This window comes from Pseudomonas sp. MBLB4136 (assembly GCF_051904765.1).
Lineage (GTDB): Bacteria > Pseudomonadota > Gammaproteobacteria > Pseudomonadales > Pseudomonadaceae > Aquipseudomonas.
Map to the genome: position 1 here is coordinate 4,354,170 of NZ_CP196713.1, position 14,052 is coordinate 4,368,221.

Here is a 14,052-nt window from a genome sequence, read left to right on the forward strand (position 1 = left end):
AGACTGCTGCCCTTCGTTTTTTTCTTCCCATTTCGCGAGCAGGGTCGATGCCGACTGCCTTTCCCCCAGATTCCGTTGGCCTGGTGACGCCCGAGGTGTTGCAGTTCGCCGCGCCCCTGGCGCTGGCGTGCGGGCGCAGCCTGGCCGACTATCAGCTGATCTTCGAGACCTATGGCCGGCTGAACGAGGCACGCAGCAACGCCGTGCTGATCTGCCATGCCCTGTCCGGCCATCACCATGCCGCCGGTTATCACAGCCCGGACGACCGCAAGCCGGGCTGGTGGGACAGTTGCATCGGCCCGGGCAAGCCCATCGATACCAACAAGTTCTTCGTCGTCAGCCTGAACAACCTCGGCGGCTGCAACGGCTCGACCGGCCCCTCGAGCCTCAACCCCACCACGGGCAAGCCCTATGGCGCGGACTTCCCGGTGATGACGGTGGAGGACTGGGTGCACAGCCAGGCACGCCTGGCCGACGCCCTGGGCATCGGGCAGTGGGCCGCCGTGGTTGGCGGCAGCCTCGGCGGCATGCAGGCCATGCAGTGGACCATCAGCTACCCCGAGCGGGTGCGTCACTGCCTGGCGATCGCCTCGGCGCCCAAGCTGTCGGCGCAGAACATCGCCTTCAACGAAGTGGCGCGCCAGGCCATCCTCACCGACCCGGAGTTCCACGGCGGGCACTTCCAGGAACAGGGCGTGATCCCCAAGCGCGGCCTGATGCTGGCGCGCATGGTCGGCCACATCACCTACCTGTCGGATGACGCCATGGGCGAGAAATTCGGCCGCGGCCTGAAGAGCGAGAAGCTCAACTACGACTTCCACAGCGTCGAATTCCAGGTCGAGAGCTACCTGCGCTACCAGGGCGAGGAGTTTTCCGGGCGCTTCGACGCCAACACCTACCTGCTGATGACCAAGGCCCTGGACTACTTCGACCCGGCCGCCGAGCACGATGGCGACCTGGCCAAGACCCTGGCCAAGGCCAGCGCCGACTTCTGCGTGATGGCCTTCACCACCGACTGGCGCTTTTCCCCGGCGCGCTCGCGGGAGATCGTCGACGCACTGATGGCCGCGCGCAAGAACGTCTGCTACCTGGAAATCGACGCGCCCCAGGGCCATGACGCCTTCCTCATGCCGATCCCGCGCTACCTACAGGCCTTTTCCAGCTACATGAACCGAATCCAGGTGTAACCCCGTCATGCGTGCAGATCTCGACATCATCCAGGAGTGGATTCCCGCCGGCAGCCGCGTGCTCGACCTCGGCTGTGGCGACGGCGAACTGCTGGCCTGGCTGGCTGAGCACAAGGCGGTCAGCGGCTATGGCCTGGAGATCGACCCGGAGAAGATCGCCCGCTGCATCGAGCGCGGCGTCAACGTGGTCGAGCAGAACCTCGATGAGGGCCTGGGCAACTTCGCCAGCGACAGCTTCGACGTGGTCGTGATGACCCAGTCGCTGCAGGCCCTGCACTTCCCCGACAGGGTCCTGGCGGAGATGCTGCGGGTCGGCCGCACCTGCATCATCACCTTCCCCAACTTCGGCCACTGGCGCTGCCGCTGGTACCTGGCGAGCAAGGGGCGCATGCCGGTCTCCGACTTCCTGCCCTACACCTGGTACAACACGCCGAACATCCACTTCTGCACCTTCGAGGACTTCGAGCGCCTGTGCCACGCGCAGCACGCCAGCATCCAGGAGCGCCTGGCGGTCGACCGCGACCACCGCCACGGCTGGGCCAGCCGTATTTGGCCTAATCTGTTAGGTGAGATCGGCATCTACCGAATCAGCGGGCCCACCGCCCTGGACACGCAGACCGCCAGCTGAGCCGTCCGTCCCTCCAGGCCCAACCTTGCAGGAGAGCCACCATGCGCCGCATCACCCTATTCTTCATCGCCCTGTGCCTGAGCCTGCCGGTGCTTGCCGAGCGCAAGCAGAGCTTCGGCGAGCTGGATGTGCACTACATCGCCTTCAACTCCAGCTTCCTCCAGCCGGATATCGCCGCCGCCACCGGCCTGGTACGCAGCAAGCGCCAGGGCGTGGTCAACATCTCCGTGCTCAAGGCCGGCGCAGCCATGGCCGCCAGTGTCGACGGCGAGGTGAAGAACCTCCTCGGACAGAGCCACCCGCTGAACTTCAAGCAGGTCAACGAAGGCTCGGCGATCTATTACCTGGCGCAGTTTCCCTTCGAGAACCGCGAAGTGCTGCGTTTCTCCATCAACGTCAAGGCCGGCGACGGCGTCGCCCACAGCCTCGACTTCAGCCAGGAATTCTTTCCGGACGAATGATGCCCATCAGCGAACTCGTACTCGCCAGCCATAACGCCGGCAAACTCAAGGAACTCCAGGCCATGCTCGGCGACGCCGTGCGCGTGCGCTCGGTTGGCGAGTTCAGCAGCGTCGAGCCGGAAGAAACCGGCCTGAGCTTCATCGAAAACGCCATCCTCAAGGCCCGCCACGCCGCCCGGGTATCAGGCCTGCCGGCCCTGGCCGACGACTCAGGCCTGGCGGTGGACGCCCTCGGCGGCGCCCCGGGGATCTACTCGGCGCGCTACGCCGACGGGCAGGGCGATGCGGCGAACAACGCCAAGCTGCTCGAAGCCCTGCGGGACGTCCCGGATGAACAGCGCGGCGCCCAGTTCGTCTGCGCCCTGGCCCTGCTGCGGCACGCCGAAGACCCCCTGCCGATCCTCTGCGAAGGCCTGTGGCACGGGCGCATCCTGCACCAGCCGCGTGGCGACCAGGGCTTCGGCTACGATCCGCTGTTCTGGGTCGCGGAGCGCAACTGCGCCAGCGCCGAACTGGCGCCGGCGCAGAAGAACCAGCTGAGCCACCGCGCCCGCGCCATGGCCTTGCTCAAGCAGCGCCTGGGGCTCGTATGAGCACTTCCGCCGGCGGGGGCTTTCAGCTCCCGCCACTCGCGCTCTACATCCATATTCCCTGGTGCGTGAAGAAGTGCCCCTACTGCGACTTCAACTCCCATGCCGCCGGCCCGACGCTGCCCGAGCAGGCGTACGTCGACGCCCTGCTGGCCGACCTCGATGAAGAATTGCCGCAGGTCCATGGTCGCCCGCTGACCTCGATCTTCTTCGGAGGCGGCACCCCCAGCCTGTTTTCCGCCCAGGCCCTCGGCCGCCTGCTGGAGGGGGTCGAGCGCCGCGTGCCGTTCGCCCCCGACATCGAGATCACCCTGGAGGCCAACCCCGGCACCTTCGAACAGGCCAAGTTCGCCGCCTACCGCGCCCTCGGCATCAATCGCCTGTCGATCGGCGTGCAGAGCTTCCAGGCCGACAAGCTCCAGGCCCTGGGGCGCATCCACAACGGCGTTGAAGCGGTCCGCGCCGCCGACATGGCCCGCGCCGCCGGCTTCGACAACTTCAACCTGGACCTGATGCACGGGTTGCCCAACCAGTCCCTCGACGACGCCCTCGACGACCTGCGCACCGCCATCGCCCAGGCACCGACGCATCTGTCCTGGTACCAGCTGACCCTGGAACCGAATACGGTGTTCTGGAGCCAGCCGCCGACGCTGCCGGAAGACGACATCCTCTGGGACATCCAGGAGGCCGGCCAGGCCCTGCTGGCCGAGCACGGCTACGCCCAGTACGAGGTGTCGGCCTATGCCCAGCCGGACCGGGCGGCCCGGCACAACCTCAATTACTGGACCTTCGGCGACTTCCTCGGCATCGGCGCCGGCGCCCACGCCAAGCTGAGCAGCCCGCAGGGCGTGATCAAGCGCAGCTGGAAGACCCGCCTGCCCAAGGACTACCTGGATGCAGGCAAGCGCTTCAGCGCCGGCGAGCGACTGCTGGAGGCCGACGAGCTGCCCTTCGAGTTCCTGATGAACGTGCTGCGCCTCACCGACGGAGTGGCCAGCGAGCTGTTCAGCGCGCGCACCGGCCTGCCGCTGGCGCTGCTCGCCGGCGCCCGCACCGAGGCCGAGCGCCGCGGCCTGCTGCACCGCGATCCGGCACGACTGAGCGCCACCCGCGAGGGTCAGCTGTTTCTCAACGACCTGCTGCAACACTTCCTGCCCTGACCGGCTATTCATGCGCCCGCGGCGCTAAGGACCCCGCATGGACCTGTTACTCGAACTGATCGCCACCCTCTCGCGCTGGAGCCGTGGCCATCTGTACGACATCTCCCTGGCGATCATGGCCACCCTGTTCGTGCTGTTCGGCCCGGGGATCAACGCCTGGGTGCAGCGCAGTATCGGCAACCTCAACTTCTTCCTGCGCACGCTGATCTTCGTGCTGGTCTGCGCGCTCGGCTACGGCCTGGCGATCGTCTTCCTCACCCCCTGGCTGTCCCAGGGCCTCGGCCACTTCAACAACTACACCCTGGCGCCGGTGCTGCTGCTGGTGTTCTTCCTGATTGGCGTGCTGGCCGATCGCAACTAGCCGCCAGCCTGTCGCCCCCTTCCTGCGCACAATAAAGAGCCGCCTGAAGCGGCGGCTTGTTCAGTGCGGCGAGCCCGGCCTCAGTTGCCGACGCGGCGCAGCGCCTGCGGGGTGAAGTCGCGCGGCCCCAGCTCCGCGGCGAAGTCGTACATCGGCTCGTTGTTGTCCATGCCGTCGACGAAGAAGCGCCCGCCCTCGAGGTCGTAGAGGGTCTCCAGGGTGCTGCCGAACATCGGCACCTCGTAGTAGCTGATCGGGTGGCTCTCCTGCAGGCCGACCAGCTGGCCAGCATCGTCATACAGGTCGACCGCGAGGATCTGCCAGCTGTCCTCGTCCAGGTAGAAACGCCGCTTGGCGTAGGGGTGGCGGAAGCCCTTGCGCAACTCGGCCTCGACCAGCCAGACACGGTGCAGCTCGTAGCGCAGCAGCCCGGGATTGACCGTGTTGCGCTGCAGGATGCTGTCGTAGGGGATGCCCTGCTGGTGTACCGCGTAGCTGTTGTAGGGCACCAGCAGCTCGCGCTTGCCGAGCAGCTTCCAGGTGTAGCGATCCGGCGCGCCGTTGTAGGTGTCGACCATGTCGGCGGTGGCCATGCCGTTGGTGTCCGGCTGCGGGCTGTCGTAGGCCAGCATCGGCAGGCGCCGCACGCGGCGCTCGCCGCGGCTGAAGCGCCAGGCCTTGCGGATCGCCAGGACCTGGTCGAGGGTCTCCTGCACCAGCAGCGCCGAGCCGGCCAGCTTGGCCGGGGCGACCACCTTGTAGCGGTAGTGGAACAGGGTATTGTCCAGGTCCTGCGGGCTGACGCCTTCGCGGCCATAGCGGAAATACACGTCGCGCTCCAGCTTGAGCAGGTTGTAGGCACCATTGGCCAGCACCGCCGCCTGGTTGGTGACCATGCTGATCTGCTCGCCGCGGTAACGCATGATGTGGTTCCAGATGGCCTGCTGGCCATCTTCCGGCAGCGGGAAGGGCACCCCCGCCGCGACCCCGGCGACGCCGTTGCCGCCGGAGATCAGCTCGGCGTTCTGCGCATTGTAGCGGGTGGCGTCGTAGATCCGCTGCGGCGCCGCGGCGCTGCGCCGGGTCGGATAGACGCGCAGGAAGTAGTCCGGATGCCGCGCGAGCAGCGCCTGGTGCCCCGCCGACAGGCGGGCGCGGTACGGCTCGAGATTGCGCCCGTCGACCTGGTACAGCGGGGCGTCGCCGGCGTAGGGGTCGGGGTGGTGCATCCCGGGCCGATAGCCGGCCGGTGGCTGGGCCAGGCCACCCTGCCAGGCCGGGATGGTGCCCTCGGCATTGCCGGCCCGCTCGCCGCCCAGCGGCGTCAGGTCCTGCCCCAGACGGGCGGCCTGGGCAGCGTCCAGCTTGGCCTGCGCCGGCAGCGCCAGGGTCGCCAGCAGCAGCAGTGAAAGTGTTCGCAACACAACATTCTCCTCACGGCGCCGTCGAGCGTACGCCGCCTTTCTTATTTCGTGCGTGAGTGGTTGCGCTTCTATCGGAGTCATCGAGGTGAGGGGCCGTCCTGGCGTCGGGTGGTCCCGATCATCTGCCATCGTCCTGATGGCGGCGCCGCGCGGGCAGCGCCGATAGTCTGGTGCGTGCGGTTCAGGCGCTGCGCTGGAACTTGAGGTCCCACACGCCGTGGCCGAGGCGCTCGCCGCGGCGCTCGAACTTGGTGATCGGCCGCTCCGGCGGCCGCGGCACGTAGTCCCCGTCCGCCGCCAGGTTGTGATAACCCGGCGCGGCTTGCATCACCTCGAGCATGTGCTCGGCATAGGGCTGCCAGTCGGTGGCCATGTGCAGCACGCCGCCGACCTTGAGCTTCTGCCGCACCAGTTCGGCGAAGGCCGGCTGGACGATGCGGCGCTTGTGATGACGGGCCTTGTGCCAGGGGTCGGGGAAGAACAGCAGCAGGCGATCGAGGCTGGCGTCGGCCACGCACTGGCGCAGCACCTCGAGGGCATCGCAGCTGTAGACCCGCACATTGCTCAGGTTCTGCGTCATCAGACCGTTGAGCAGGGCGCCGACGCCCGGCCGGTGCACCTCGACGCCGATGAAGTCCTGCTCCGGCGCGGCGGCGGCCATCTCCAACAGGGAATGGCCCATGCCGAAGCCGATCTCGAAGGTGCGCGGCGCGCTGCGGCCGAACACCTGGTCGAAATCCGGCGCGCCGGCCTGCAGTTCCAGGCCGAACTTCGGCCAGCCCTGGTCCAGGCCACGCTGCTGGCCTTCGGTCATCCGTCCGGCGCGCATGACGAAGCTCTTGATGGTACGCAGGTGGCGCTGTTCCTCGGCCGGTGCCGAGGGATCGTGGGATTCAGTCATCGGGGGCTCTTAAGAACGATGGGGCTTGGGGCGGCCACAGATCAACGGATCAGGCCTTCCAGTGGCGACGAGGCACTGGCATAGAGTTTCTTCGGCATGCGCCCGGCCAGGTAGGCCAGGCGTCCGGCCTCGATGGCGTACTTCATCGCCTCGGCCATCAGCACCGGGTTCTGCGCATGGGCGATGGCGCTGTTCATCAGCACCGCTTCGCAGCCCAGTTCCATGGCGATGGTCGCGTCGGAGGCGGTACCCACGCCGGCATCGACCAGCACCGGCACCGTCGCCTCTTCGAGGATGATGCGCAGGTTGTAGGGGTTGCAGATGCCCAGGCCGGTGCCGATCAGGCCGGCCAGCGGCATCACCGCGATGCAGCCCATGTCGGCCAGCTGGCGGGCGATGATCGGATCGTCGCTGGTGTAGACCATCACGTCGAAGCCATCCTTGACCAGCACTTCGGCGGCCTTGAGGGTTTCGATCACGTTGGGGAACAGGGTCTTCTGGTCGGCCAACACCTCCAGCTTGACCAGCTTGTGGCCATCGAGCAGCTCGCGGGCCAGGCGGCAGGTGCGCACGGCCTCGTCGGCGTCGTAGCAACCGGCGGTGTTCGGCAGAATGGTGTAGCGCTCCGGCGAGATCACCTCGAGCAGGTTCGGCTCGCCGGGATTCTGGCCGATATTGGTGCGGCGCACGGCAACCGTGACGATCTCCGCCCCCGAGGCCTCGATGGCCGCGCGGGTTTCGTCGAGGTCCTTGTACTTGCCGGTGCCGACCAGCAGGCGCGACTGGTAGGTGCGGCCGGCCAGGGTGAAGGGCTTGTCGCTGCGAACGTGGCTCATCGAAGACTCCTCGGGACTAATGACGGGGGACGGGGCGGCGGGCTCAGCCGCCACCGATGGCATGTACCACTTCGACCCGGTCACCGTCGCGAAGCGCGGTACTGGCGTGCTGGCTGCGTGGCACGATGTCCAGATTGAGCTCGACCGCAATGCGCCGGCCGGCCAGGTCCAGACGTCCGAGCAGGTCGGCGACGGTCTGGCCATCGGGCAGCTCGAATGCTTCACCGTTCAACTGAATGTGCATGCTGGAGCGGTCACATCTTGAGAGAGGGTCGGCATTCTAGCCCGATCATCGGCGCCGACCAAGGCTAAAGGGCGCCATTCGTCCAGCTTTCCTGACGCACGGGTCAAGTCAGGCGAAGAGCCGCCAGCGCCAGGCACAGCCAGCCGCCGAGAAAGGCCAGGCCACCGAAGGGGGTGACGATGCCGATCCTGCCGTAGCCGCTCAGGGCCAGCAGGTACAGGCTGCCGGAAAACAGCAGGATGCCCAGGACGAACAGCGCCCCGGCCAGGTTGACCAGGCGCCCGGGCGCCTGCAGGGCCAGCAGGGCGACGCCGAACAGCGCCAGGGCATGGATCAGTTGATAGTGGCTGCCGGTCTGGAACACCGCCAGGTGGTCGGCGCTGAGCCGAGCCTTCAGGCCATGGGCGGCGAAGGCGCCGAGGGCGACCCCGGTGAATCCGGCAAAAGCGGCCAGCAACAACCACAGACGAGCCATGCGTCACTCCAGACAATTCGAAGGCGGCCGCTATAATGGCCCGCCACCCCCCTCCCGGCCAAGCTCGCATGTTCCGCTCCATCCGCCGCCAACTGCTGAAACTGCTGCTCTACTTCATGGCCGCCACGGCCGTGCTGGTCCTGCTGTTTCGCTGGGTGCCGCCGCCAGGCACGGCGCTGATGGTCGAGCGCAAGGTGCAATCCTGGGTCAATGACCGGCCGATCGACCTGCAACGAACCTGGCGCCCCTGGGGCGAGCTGCCCGACGACCTCAAGCTGGCGGTGATCGCCGCCGAGGACCAGAAGTTCGCCGAGCACTGGGGCTTCGATGTCGCGGCGATCCGCGCGGCACTTAGCCACAATCGCCAGGGCGGCTCGTTGCGCGGCGGCAGCACGCTGAGCCAGCAGGTGGCCAAGAACCTGTTCCTCTGGTCCGGCCGCAGCTGGCTGCGCAAGGGCGTGGAGGCCTGGTTCACCGCGCTGATCGAGCTGCTCTGGCCGAAGCATCGGATTCTCGAGGTCTACCTCAACAGCGTCGAATGGGGTGAAGGGGTGTTCGGTGCCGAAGCCGCGGCACGGCACCACTTCGACAAGGGCGCGCCCTACCTGTCGCGCCAGCAGGCCAGCCTGCTGGCCGCGGTACTGCCCAACCCGCGCCAGTGGAGCGCCAGCCGACCGAGCAGCCGGGTCAGCCGCCGCGCCGCCTGGATTCGCCAGCAGATGTGGCAATTGGGGGGAAGCCACTACCTCAACCAGCTGCGCGGTGCGCGCCCGGACTGGTGGCCCGGCTGGCTGTGAGCACAGACAGCCGCCGATAGCCCGACCGGCTCAGCGCGAACCCAGGACCCGCTGTGGCACAGCTTGCAGCACGCGCAGTCGCTCTCCGTCGGCATGGGCGGTCAGGCCCAGCTGCGGGTAGACCCAGGCCTCACCGTCGTCCAGCTGCAGGCGCAGGCGCGGCTGACCGAGACTGCTGGCCAGGCGCGCGGCCGGCACTGCATCCTGGGGTTCGAGGGTCAGGCCGACGATGCCATGACCGCCCAGCTGCGCGACGAGCTGTGCAGCAAGCGGTTGCTCGGTGTCTTCCGTCCCCAGCCCGGTCGCCGCCATCAGGCTGCTGCGCTCGGCCTCGCTCAGCGCCAGCTCGGCCTCCAGGCGCCAGGGCACGCCGGCGTCCAGCCACTCGCCGCGGTAGAGCAGGCGCGCGCCCTGCGGTCGCGGCTGCAACCACAGCTCACCGGCGACCAGGACACTCAACTCCGCCAGACGCAGGCGCTCATCGGCCAGCGGCTCCAGCACCAGGGCCTGCCACTCGGCCAGCCAGGGTAGCGGCTCATCCGGCGGGGGCGTGCGCACCAGAAAGGCGCCCCAGGCGAAGAACAGCAGGGCGACGGCGGCAAACACCAGCCATTGCCGGGGCCCCAGGGGTGGCAACTTCACGGCTAATCTCCAGGCAGAAAAAAGCCGCACCCGGGTGCGGCTTGTTCAGGTTCGGCGCTCAGGCGGCAATCGAGCCCTTGAGCTTGTTCATCGCGTTCTTCTCCAGCTGGCGGATGCGCTCGGCGGAGACGTTGTACTTGGCGGCCAGGTCGTGCAGCGTGGCCTTCTCCTCGGCCAGCCAACGCTGGTAGAGGATGTCGCGGCTGCGCTCGTCGAGCCCTTCCAGCGCTTCGTGCAGGTTGGCGGTGGCGCTGTCGCTCCAGTCGGCATCCTCCAGCTGGCGCGCGGGGTCGTAACGGTGGTCTTCCAGATACTGGGCCGGCGACTGGAAGGCGCTGTCGTCGTCGGCATCGTTGGCCGGATCGAAGGCCATGTCGTGGCCGGTCAGGCGGCTCTCCATCTCGCGCACCTCGTGGGGCTCGACCCCCAGGCTTTCCGCCACCGCATGCACTTCGTCGTTGTTCAGCCAGGCCAGCCGCTTCTTCTGGCTGCGCAGGTTGAAGAACAGCTTGCGCTGGGCCTTGGTGGTGGCGACCTTGACGATGCGCCAGTTGCGCAGGATGAACTCGTGGATCTCGGCACGGATCCAGTGCACGGCGAAGGACACCAGGCGCACGCCCATTTCCGGGTTGAAGCGCTTGACCGCCTTCATCAGGCCGACGTTGCCTTCCTGGATCAGGTCGGCCTGGGCCAGGCCATAGCCGGAATAGCTGCGGGCGATATGCACGACGAAACGCAGGTGGGCCAGCACCATCTGCCGGGCGGCCTCGAGATCCTGCTTGTAGTAGAGGCTCTCGGCCAGCTCGCGCTCCTGCTCCGGCGTCAGCAGCGGGATGCTGTTGACCGCGTGCACGTAAGCCTCCAGGTTGGCGCCTGGGACTAGGGCATGAACAGGTTGCAAGGACGTTGACATTTGAACCCTCCGACTCACGAAACGCGTGCAGTGTAGCACTGCGCAATACGACTAGGAACGCGTATACAAGTTCCGTTACAGATAGTCAATATTAAAGAAATCAATCGGTTACTACCTGGGCGCGAGCTCGCTCAAATGGCGTGCGACGGCCAGCCAGGCGCCGATGTAGCCCAGCAGCACCGCACCGAGCAGCAGCGACAGGCCATCGGCCGTGGGCACCCCGGCCAGGGCGAAGTCGCTGCCATACAGACCGGCCAGGCGCACCACGGCATCGTTCAGCCAACCCAGGCCATAGGCCAGCACCAGCCAGGCCAGCAGCCCGGCGCCGAATCCATACAGCGCGCCCATATAGAGGAAGGGCCGGCGCACGTAGCTGTCGGTGCCGCCGACCAGCTTGATCACCTCGATCTCGGTACGGCGATTCTCGATGTGCAGGCGAATGGTGTTGCCGATCACCAGCAGCAGGGCCAGCACCAGCAGCAGGGTCAGGCCGAAGACGAAGCGGTCGCCCAGGTTGAGGATCGCCGTCAGGCGCTCGACCCAGAGCAGATCGAGCTGGGCCTGCTGCACCTTGGGCAGCTCGGCCAGGCGCAGACGCAGGGCCTCCAGGTTGGCCTTGTCGATTTCCTTGGGGGTGACCAGCACCACGCCCGGCAGGGGGTTTTCCGGCAGTTCCTTGAGCGCCTCGCCGAGCCCGGACTGCTGCTGGAACTCGTCCAGTGCCTGTTCGCGGCTGATCCACTCGGCCTCGGCGACATCCTCCATCGCCGCGATCAGCTCGCGCAGGCCCTCACCCTCGACCTCGCTGGCGTCGACCTGCAGGAACAGGGAGATCTGCGCGGCGCGTTGCCAGGAGCCGCCGAGGCGCTCGACGTTATCCAGCAGCAGGGCCAGGCCCATCGGCAGGCTCAGGGCAACGGCCATCACCAGGCAGGTGAAGAAGCTGCCGATCGGCTGCTTGGCCAGGCGGCGCAGGCTGTCGGCCAGGCTGGCGCGGTGACTCTCCAGCCAGGCATGCAGCTGGGTACGGAAATCCGGGCCCTCGTCGGCGGCCGTGTGCTCGGTCTTCTTCGGTGCCGCGCCGACACGCTGGGCCGGCTGCGGTGGCGGAATGCGCGTGGCGCTCATCAGACTGCCTCCCCGTCGCCGATCAGGCGGCCGCGTTGCAGGGTCAGCATGCGGTGGCGCATGCGCGCGATCAGGGCCAGGTCGTGGCTGGCGATCAGCACGCTGGTGCCGAGGCGGTTGATGTCTTCGAACACGCCCATGATCTCCGCCGCCAGACGCGGGTCGAGGTTGCCGGTCGGTTCGTCGGCCAACAGCAGGGCCGGGCGATGGACGATGGCGCGGGCGATGCCGACGCGCTGCTGCTGGCCGGTCGAGAGGTCGCCGGGAAACAGCTCGACCTTGTCCGACAAGGCCACCCGCTCCAGCGCGGCGCCGACCCGCTGGCCGATCTCCGCCTTGCCCAGGCCGAGTATCTGCAACGGCAGGGCGACGTTGTCGAATACGCTGCGGTCGAACAGCAGCTGATGATTCTGGAACACCACGCCGATCTGCCGGCGCAGGTAGGGAATCTGTGCGCTGGTGATCTGCGCCAGGTCCTGCCCGGCGAGCAGCAACTTGCCGCTGGTCGGCCGCTCCATCGCCAGCAGCAGGCGCAGCAGGGTGCTCTTGCCGGCACCGGAGTGGCCGGTGACGAACAGGAACTCGCCGCGGCGCACGCGAAAACTCAGCTCGTGCAGCCCGACGTGACCGTTGGGGTAACGTTTACCGACCTGCTCGAATCGAATCATCCCTATTTCTCCGCGAACAGCGCCTGGACAAAGGCCTCGGCCTCGAAGGTGCGCAGGTCGTCGATGCCTTCGCCGACGCCGATATAGCGGATCGGCAGGCCGAACTGCTTGGCCAGGGCGAAGATCACCCCGCCCTTGGCCGTGCCGTCCAGCTTGGTGAGCACCAGGCCGCTGAGGCTGACCGTCTGGTTGAACTGCTTGGCCTGGTTGATGGCGTTCTGCCCGGTGCCGGCGTCCAGCACCAGCAGCACTTCGTGGGGCGCGCTGTCGTCCAGCTTGCCGATCACCCGGCGGACCTTCTTCAGCTCCTCCATCAGGTTGTCCTTGGTGTGCAGGCGCCCGGCCGTATCGGCGATCAGCACGTCCATGCCGCGCGCCTTGGCGGCCTGCACCGCATCGAAGATCACCGAGGCGGAGTCGGCGCCGGTGTGCTGGGCGATCACCGCGATCTGGTTGCGCTCGCCCCACACCTGCAGCTGCTCCACCGCGGCGGCGCGGAAGGTGTCGCCGGCCGCCAGCATCACCTTGTTGCCGTCCAGCTGCAGCTTCTTCGCCAGCTTGCCGATGGTGGTGGTCTTGCCGACGCCATTCACCCCGACCACCAGGATCACATAGGGGCGCTTGGCGTGGTCGATGTGCAGGGGCTGCTCGACCGGCTTGAGCAGCACGGTCAGCTCCTCCTGCAGGGCCTTGTACAGCGCGCCGCTGTCGGTCAGCTGCTTGCGCGCGACCTTCTGGGTCAGGCTCTGGATGATCGCGGTGGTGGCCTCGACGCCGACATCGGCCATCAGCAGGCGGGTCTCGATCTCGTCGAGCAGGTCGTCGTCGATCGCCTTCTTGCCGAGGAACAGGCTGGCCATGCCCTCACCCAGGCTGGCGCTGGTCTTCGACAGGCCCTGCTTGAGGCGGGCGAACCAGCCGCCCTGGTTGTCGCCCGGCTTGGCCTGCTCGACTGGCGGCGCGACCACGGGGGCGGGCGGCGCGACCGGCTCGGGCGCCGGCGTCGGCAGCGGGGTGTGCAGCACCTCGCTGCCGGCATTGATGCGAAAGCGCGAGGCGCTGGGCGCTGCGGCTGGCGTCGACGCCGGTGTCGATTGCGGAGCGGCCGGCGCCTCTGGCAGGTAGCCGGCAGTCGGCGCGGCTGGCGCCGCTACGGCAGCGGCCTGGGGCGCCGGCTCAGCGGTCGCGGCCACGGCGCTATCGGCAGGCGAAGCCACCGGCGTAGAGGTCGGCTCGACTACTGGCGGCGCTGGCGTCACCTCGGCCACAGGAGTCGGCTCCGGAGTGGCCGGCGCGGTGGCGTCGGCAGGCGCCTGCGGCTTCTTGCGCAGCCAGCCGAACAGGCCCTTCTTTTCCGCGGCTTGATCCGCGCCTTTCTCGGCAGCTTGCTCGGCCGCGGATGCGGCGGGAGTCTTCTTGTCGTCGTTGGAACCAAACATGGAGGACGGCTATCTCAAAGGAGCGACGCGCCGATAGGCAGGTCTGAAAACATCGCAAAGGCTGGGCAGGCAAACCCACACGACGCTGCGCAGCGGTTTTCAGCAGGCTTAACAGGCATGGCCGCCAGTAAAACGGATGAGTATCCTAGCACCTCCGCGCCCGCCGACGCTAAGTTCAAGCGGGCCGCCCGACAGGTC

17 protein-coding genes are annotated in these 14,052 nt (G+C 67.6%); 7 read left to right on the plus strand and 10 right to left on the minus strand.

The annotated features are described in order from the left end of the window. Nucleotides 1–47: 47 nt before the first annotated feature. Genes metX through ACSX1D_RS19990 form a run of 6 tightly spaced genes read left to right on the plus strand, consistent with a single transcriptional unit; the run spans nucleotide 48 to nucleotide 4,387 of the window. Nucleotides 48–1,187, plus strand: a complete 1,140-nt coding sequence (metX, locus tag ACSX1D_RS19965; RefSeq protein WP_439860118.1) for a homoserine O-succinyltransferase MetX — start codon at nucleotides 48–50, stop codon at nucleotides 1,185–1,187. A gap of 7 nt (nucleotides 1,188–1,194) precedes the next feature. Next, a complete protein-coding gene (gene metW, locus ACSX1D_RS19970) occupies nucleotides 1,195–1,815 on the plus strand; it encodes a methionine biosynthesis protein MetW (RefSeq protein ID WP_439860119.1) in 621 nt (206 codons plus the stop codon). Nucleotides 1,816–1,856: 41 nt separating this feature from the next. Next, nucleotides 1,857–2,276, plus strand: a complete 420-nt coding sequence (locus tag ACSX1D_RS19975) for a DUF4426 domain-containing protein (RefSeq protein WP_439860120.1) — start codon at nucleotides 1,857–1,859, stop codon at nucleotides 2,274–2,276. Continuing rightward, nucleotides 2,273–2,869, plus strand: coding sequence for an RdgB/HAM1 family non-canonical purine NTP pyrophosphatase (rdgB, locus tag ACSX1D_RS19980; protein ID WP_439860121.1), 597 nt, complete (start codon nucleotides 2,273–2,275; stop codon nucleotides 2,867–2,869). The genes ACSX1D_RS19975 and rdgB overlap by 4 nt, the downstream gene beginning before the upstream one ends. After that, complete coding sequence (gene hemW / locus ACSX1D_RS19985) at nucleotides 2,866–4,026, plus strand: radical SAM family heme chaperone HemW (protein WP_439860122.1); 1,161 nt, start codon at nucleotides 2,866–2,868, stop codon at nucleotides 4,024–4,026. The genes rdgB and hemW overlap by 4 nt, the downstream gene beginning before the upstream one ends. Nucleotides 4,027–4,063: 37 nt before the next feature. Beyond that, nucleotides 4,064–4,387 carry a DUF3392 domain-containing protein gene (locus ACSX1D_RS19990; protein WP_439860123.1) on the plus strand — a complete coding sequence of 108 codons (324 nt, stop codon included), beginning with the start codon at nucleotides 4,064–4,066 and terminating at the stop codon, nucleotides 4,385–4,387. An 80-nt stretch (nucleotides 4,388–4,467) separates the two neighbouring features. On the opposite strand, the gene ACSX1D_RS19995 is transcribed toward ACSX1D_RS19990, so the two are convergent. From ACSX1D_RS19995 to ACSX1D_RS20015, 5 genes are all read right to left on the minus strand, one after another. Then, entirely contained in the window at nucleotides 4,468–5,811 is a 1,344-nt protein-coding gene (locus ACSX1D_RS19995; protein WP_439860124.1) for a DUF1329 domain-containing protein, read from the minus strand. Nucleotides 5,812–5,992: 181 nt separating this feature from the next. Further along, a complete protein-coding gene (gene trmB, locus ACSX1D_RS20000; RefSeq protein WP_218281535.1) occupies nucleotides 5,993–6,664 on the minus strand; it encodes a tRNA (guanosine(46)-N7)-methyltransferase TrmB in 672 nt (223 codons plus the stop codon). Between the two features lie 89 nt (nucleotides 6,665–6,753). Beyond that, on the minus strand, nucleotides 6,754–7,548 hold the full coding sequence (locus ACSX1D_RS20005) for a thiazole synthase (protein WP_208707331.1): 795 nt from the start codon (nucleotides 7,546–7,548) through the stop codon (nucleotides 6,754–6,756). A 43-nt stretch (nucleotides 7,549–7,591) separates the two neighbouring features. After that, a complete protein-coding gene (gene thiS / locus ACSX1D_RS20010; protein ID WP_439860125.1) occupies nucleotides 7,592–7,792 on the minus strand; it encodes a sulfur carrier protein ThiS in 201 nt (66 codons plus the stop codon). A gap of 103 nt (nucleotides 7,793–7,895) precedes the next feature. Continuing rightward, entirely contained in the window at nucleotides 7,896–8,267 is a 372-nt protein-coding gene (locus tag ACSX1D_RS20015) for a DUF423 domain-containing protein (protein ID WP_439860126.1), read from the minus strand. A 68-nt stretch (nucleotides 8,268–8,335) separates the two neighbouring features. Between ACSX1D_RS20015 and mtgA the strand changes: the two genes are divergently transcribed. Beyond that, a complete protein-coding gene (gene mtgA / locus ACSX1D_RS20020) occupies nucleotides 8,336–9,064 on the plus strand; it encodes a monofunctional biosynthetic peptidoglycan transglycosylase (RefSeq protein WP_439860127.1) in 729 nt (242 codons plus the stop codon). Between the two features lie 30 nt (nucleotides 9,065–9,094). On the opposite strand, the gene ACSX1D_RS20025 is transcribed toward mtgA, so the two are convergent. From ACSX1D_RS20025 to ftsY, 5 genes are all read right to left on the minus strand, one after another. Then, nucleotides 9,095–9,706 (minus strand): hypothetical protein, encoded by a 612-nt coding sequence (locus ACSX1D_RS20025; RefSeq protein ID WP_439860128.1) that lies wholly within the window; start codon nucleotides 9,704–9,706, stop codon nucleotides 9,095–9,097. 58 nt (nucleotides 9,707–9,764) lie between these two features. Then, nucleotides 9,765–10,619, minus strand: a complete 855-nt coding sequence (rpoH, locus tag ACSX1D_RS20030; protein ID WP_208707336.1) for an RNA polymerase sigma factor RpoH — start codon at nucleotides 10,617–10,619, stop codon at nucleotides 9,765–9,767. Between the two features lie 111 nt (nucleotides 10,620–10,730). Further along, nucleotides 10,731–11,747 (minus strand): permease-like cell division protein FtsX, encoded by a 1,017-nt coding sequence (gene ftsX, locus ACSX1D_RS20035; protein ID WP_439860129.1) that lies wholly within the window; start codon nucleotides 11,745–11,747, stop codon nucleotides 10,731–10,733. Beyond that, nucleotides 11,747–12,415: a cell division ATP-binding protein FtsE gene (gene ftsE / locus ACSX1D_RS20040; protein ID WP_208707338.1), complete on the minus strand. Its 669-nt coding sequence runs from the start codon at nucleotides 12,413–12,415 to the stop codon at nucleotides 11,747–11,749. Before ftsE ends, ftsX begins: the two co-directional genes overlap by 1 nt. A gap of 2 nt (nucleotides 12,416–12,417) precedes the next feature. After that, on the minus strand, nucleotides 12,418–13,854 hold the full coding sequence (gene ftsY / locus ACSX1D_RS20045) for a signal recognition particle-docking protein FtsY (RefSeq protein ID WP_439860130.1): 1,437 nt from the start codon (nucleotides 13,852–13,854) through the stop codon (nucleotides 12,418–12,420). Nucleotides 13,855–14,052 lie beyond the last annotated feature (198 nt).

Excerpts from the sequence above, each read along its gene's own strand:
- metX (WP_439860118.1), top strand. The coding sequence starts at position 48 with ATGCCGACTGCCTTTCCCCCAGATTCCGTTGGCCTGGTGACGCCCGAG.
- ACSX1D_RS19975 (WP_439860120.1), top strand. The coding sequence starts at position 1,857 with ATGCGCCGCATCACCCTATTCTTCATCGCCCTGTGCCTGAGCCTGCCG.
- ftsX (WP_439860129.1), bottom strand. The coding sequence starts at position 11,747 with ATGAGCGCCACGCGCATTCCGCCACCGCAGCCGGCCCAGCGTGTCGGC.
- ftsY (WP_439860130.1), bottom strand. The coding sequence starts at position 13,854 with ATGTTTGGTTCCAACGACGACAAGAAGACTCCCGCCGCATCCGCGGCC.
- metW (WP_439860119.1), top strand. The coding sequence starts at position 1,195 with ATGCGTGCAGATCTCGACATCATCCAGGAGTGGATTCCCGCCGGCAGC.
- ACSX1D_RS20005 (WP_208707331.1), bottom strand. The coding sequence starts at position 7,548 with ATGAGCCACGTTCGCAGCGACAAGCCCTTCACCCTGGCCGGCCGCACC.
- hemW (WP_439860122.1), top strand. The coding sequence starts at position 2,866 with ATGAGCACTTCCGCCGGCGGGGGCTTTCAGCTCCCGCCACTCGCGCTC.
- rdgB (WP_439860121.1), top strand. The coding sequence starts at position 2,273 with ATGATGCCCATCAGCGAACTCGTACTCGCCAGCCATAACGCCGGCAAA.
- rpoH (WP_208707336.1), bottom strand. The coding sequence starts at position 10,619 with ATGTCAACGTCCTTGCAACCTGTTCATGCCCTAGTCCCAGGCGCCAAC.
- mtgA (WP_439860127.1), top strand. The coding sequence starts at position 8,336 with ATGTTCCGCTCCATCCGCCGCCAACTGCTGAAACTGCTGCTCTACTTC.
- ftsE (WP_208707338.1), bottom strand. The coding sequence starts at position 12,415 with ATGATTCGATTCGAGCAGGTCGGTAAACGTTACCCCAACGGTCACGTC.
- thiS (WP_439860125.1), bottom strand. The coding sequence starts at position 7,792 with ATGCACATTCAGTTGAACGGTGAAGCATTCGAGCTGCCCGATGGCCAG.
- ACSX1D_RS19990 (WP_439860123.1), top strand. The coding sequence starts at position 4,064 with ATGGACCTGTTACTCGAACTGATCGCCACCCTCTCGCGCTGGAGCCGT.
- ACSX1D_RS20015 (WP_439860126.1), bottom strand. The coding sequence starts at position 8,267 with ATGGCTCGTCTGTGGTTGTTGCTGGCCGCTTTTGCCGGATTCACCGGG.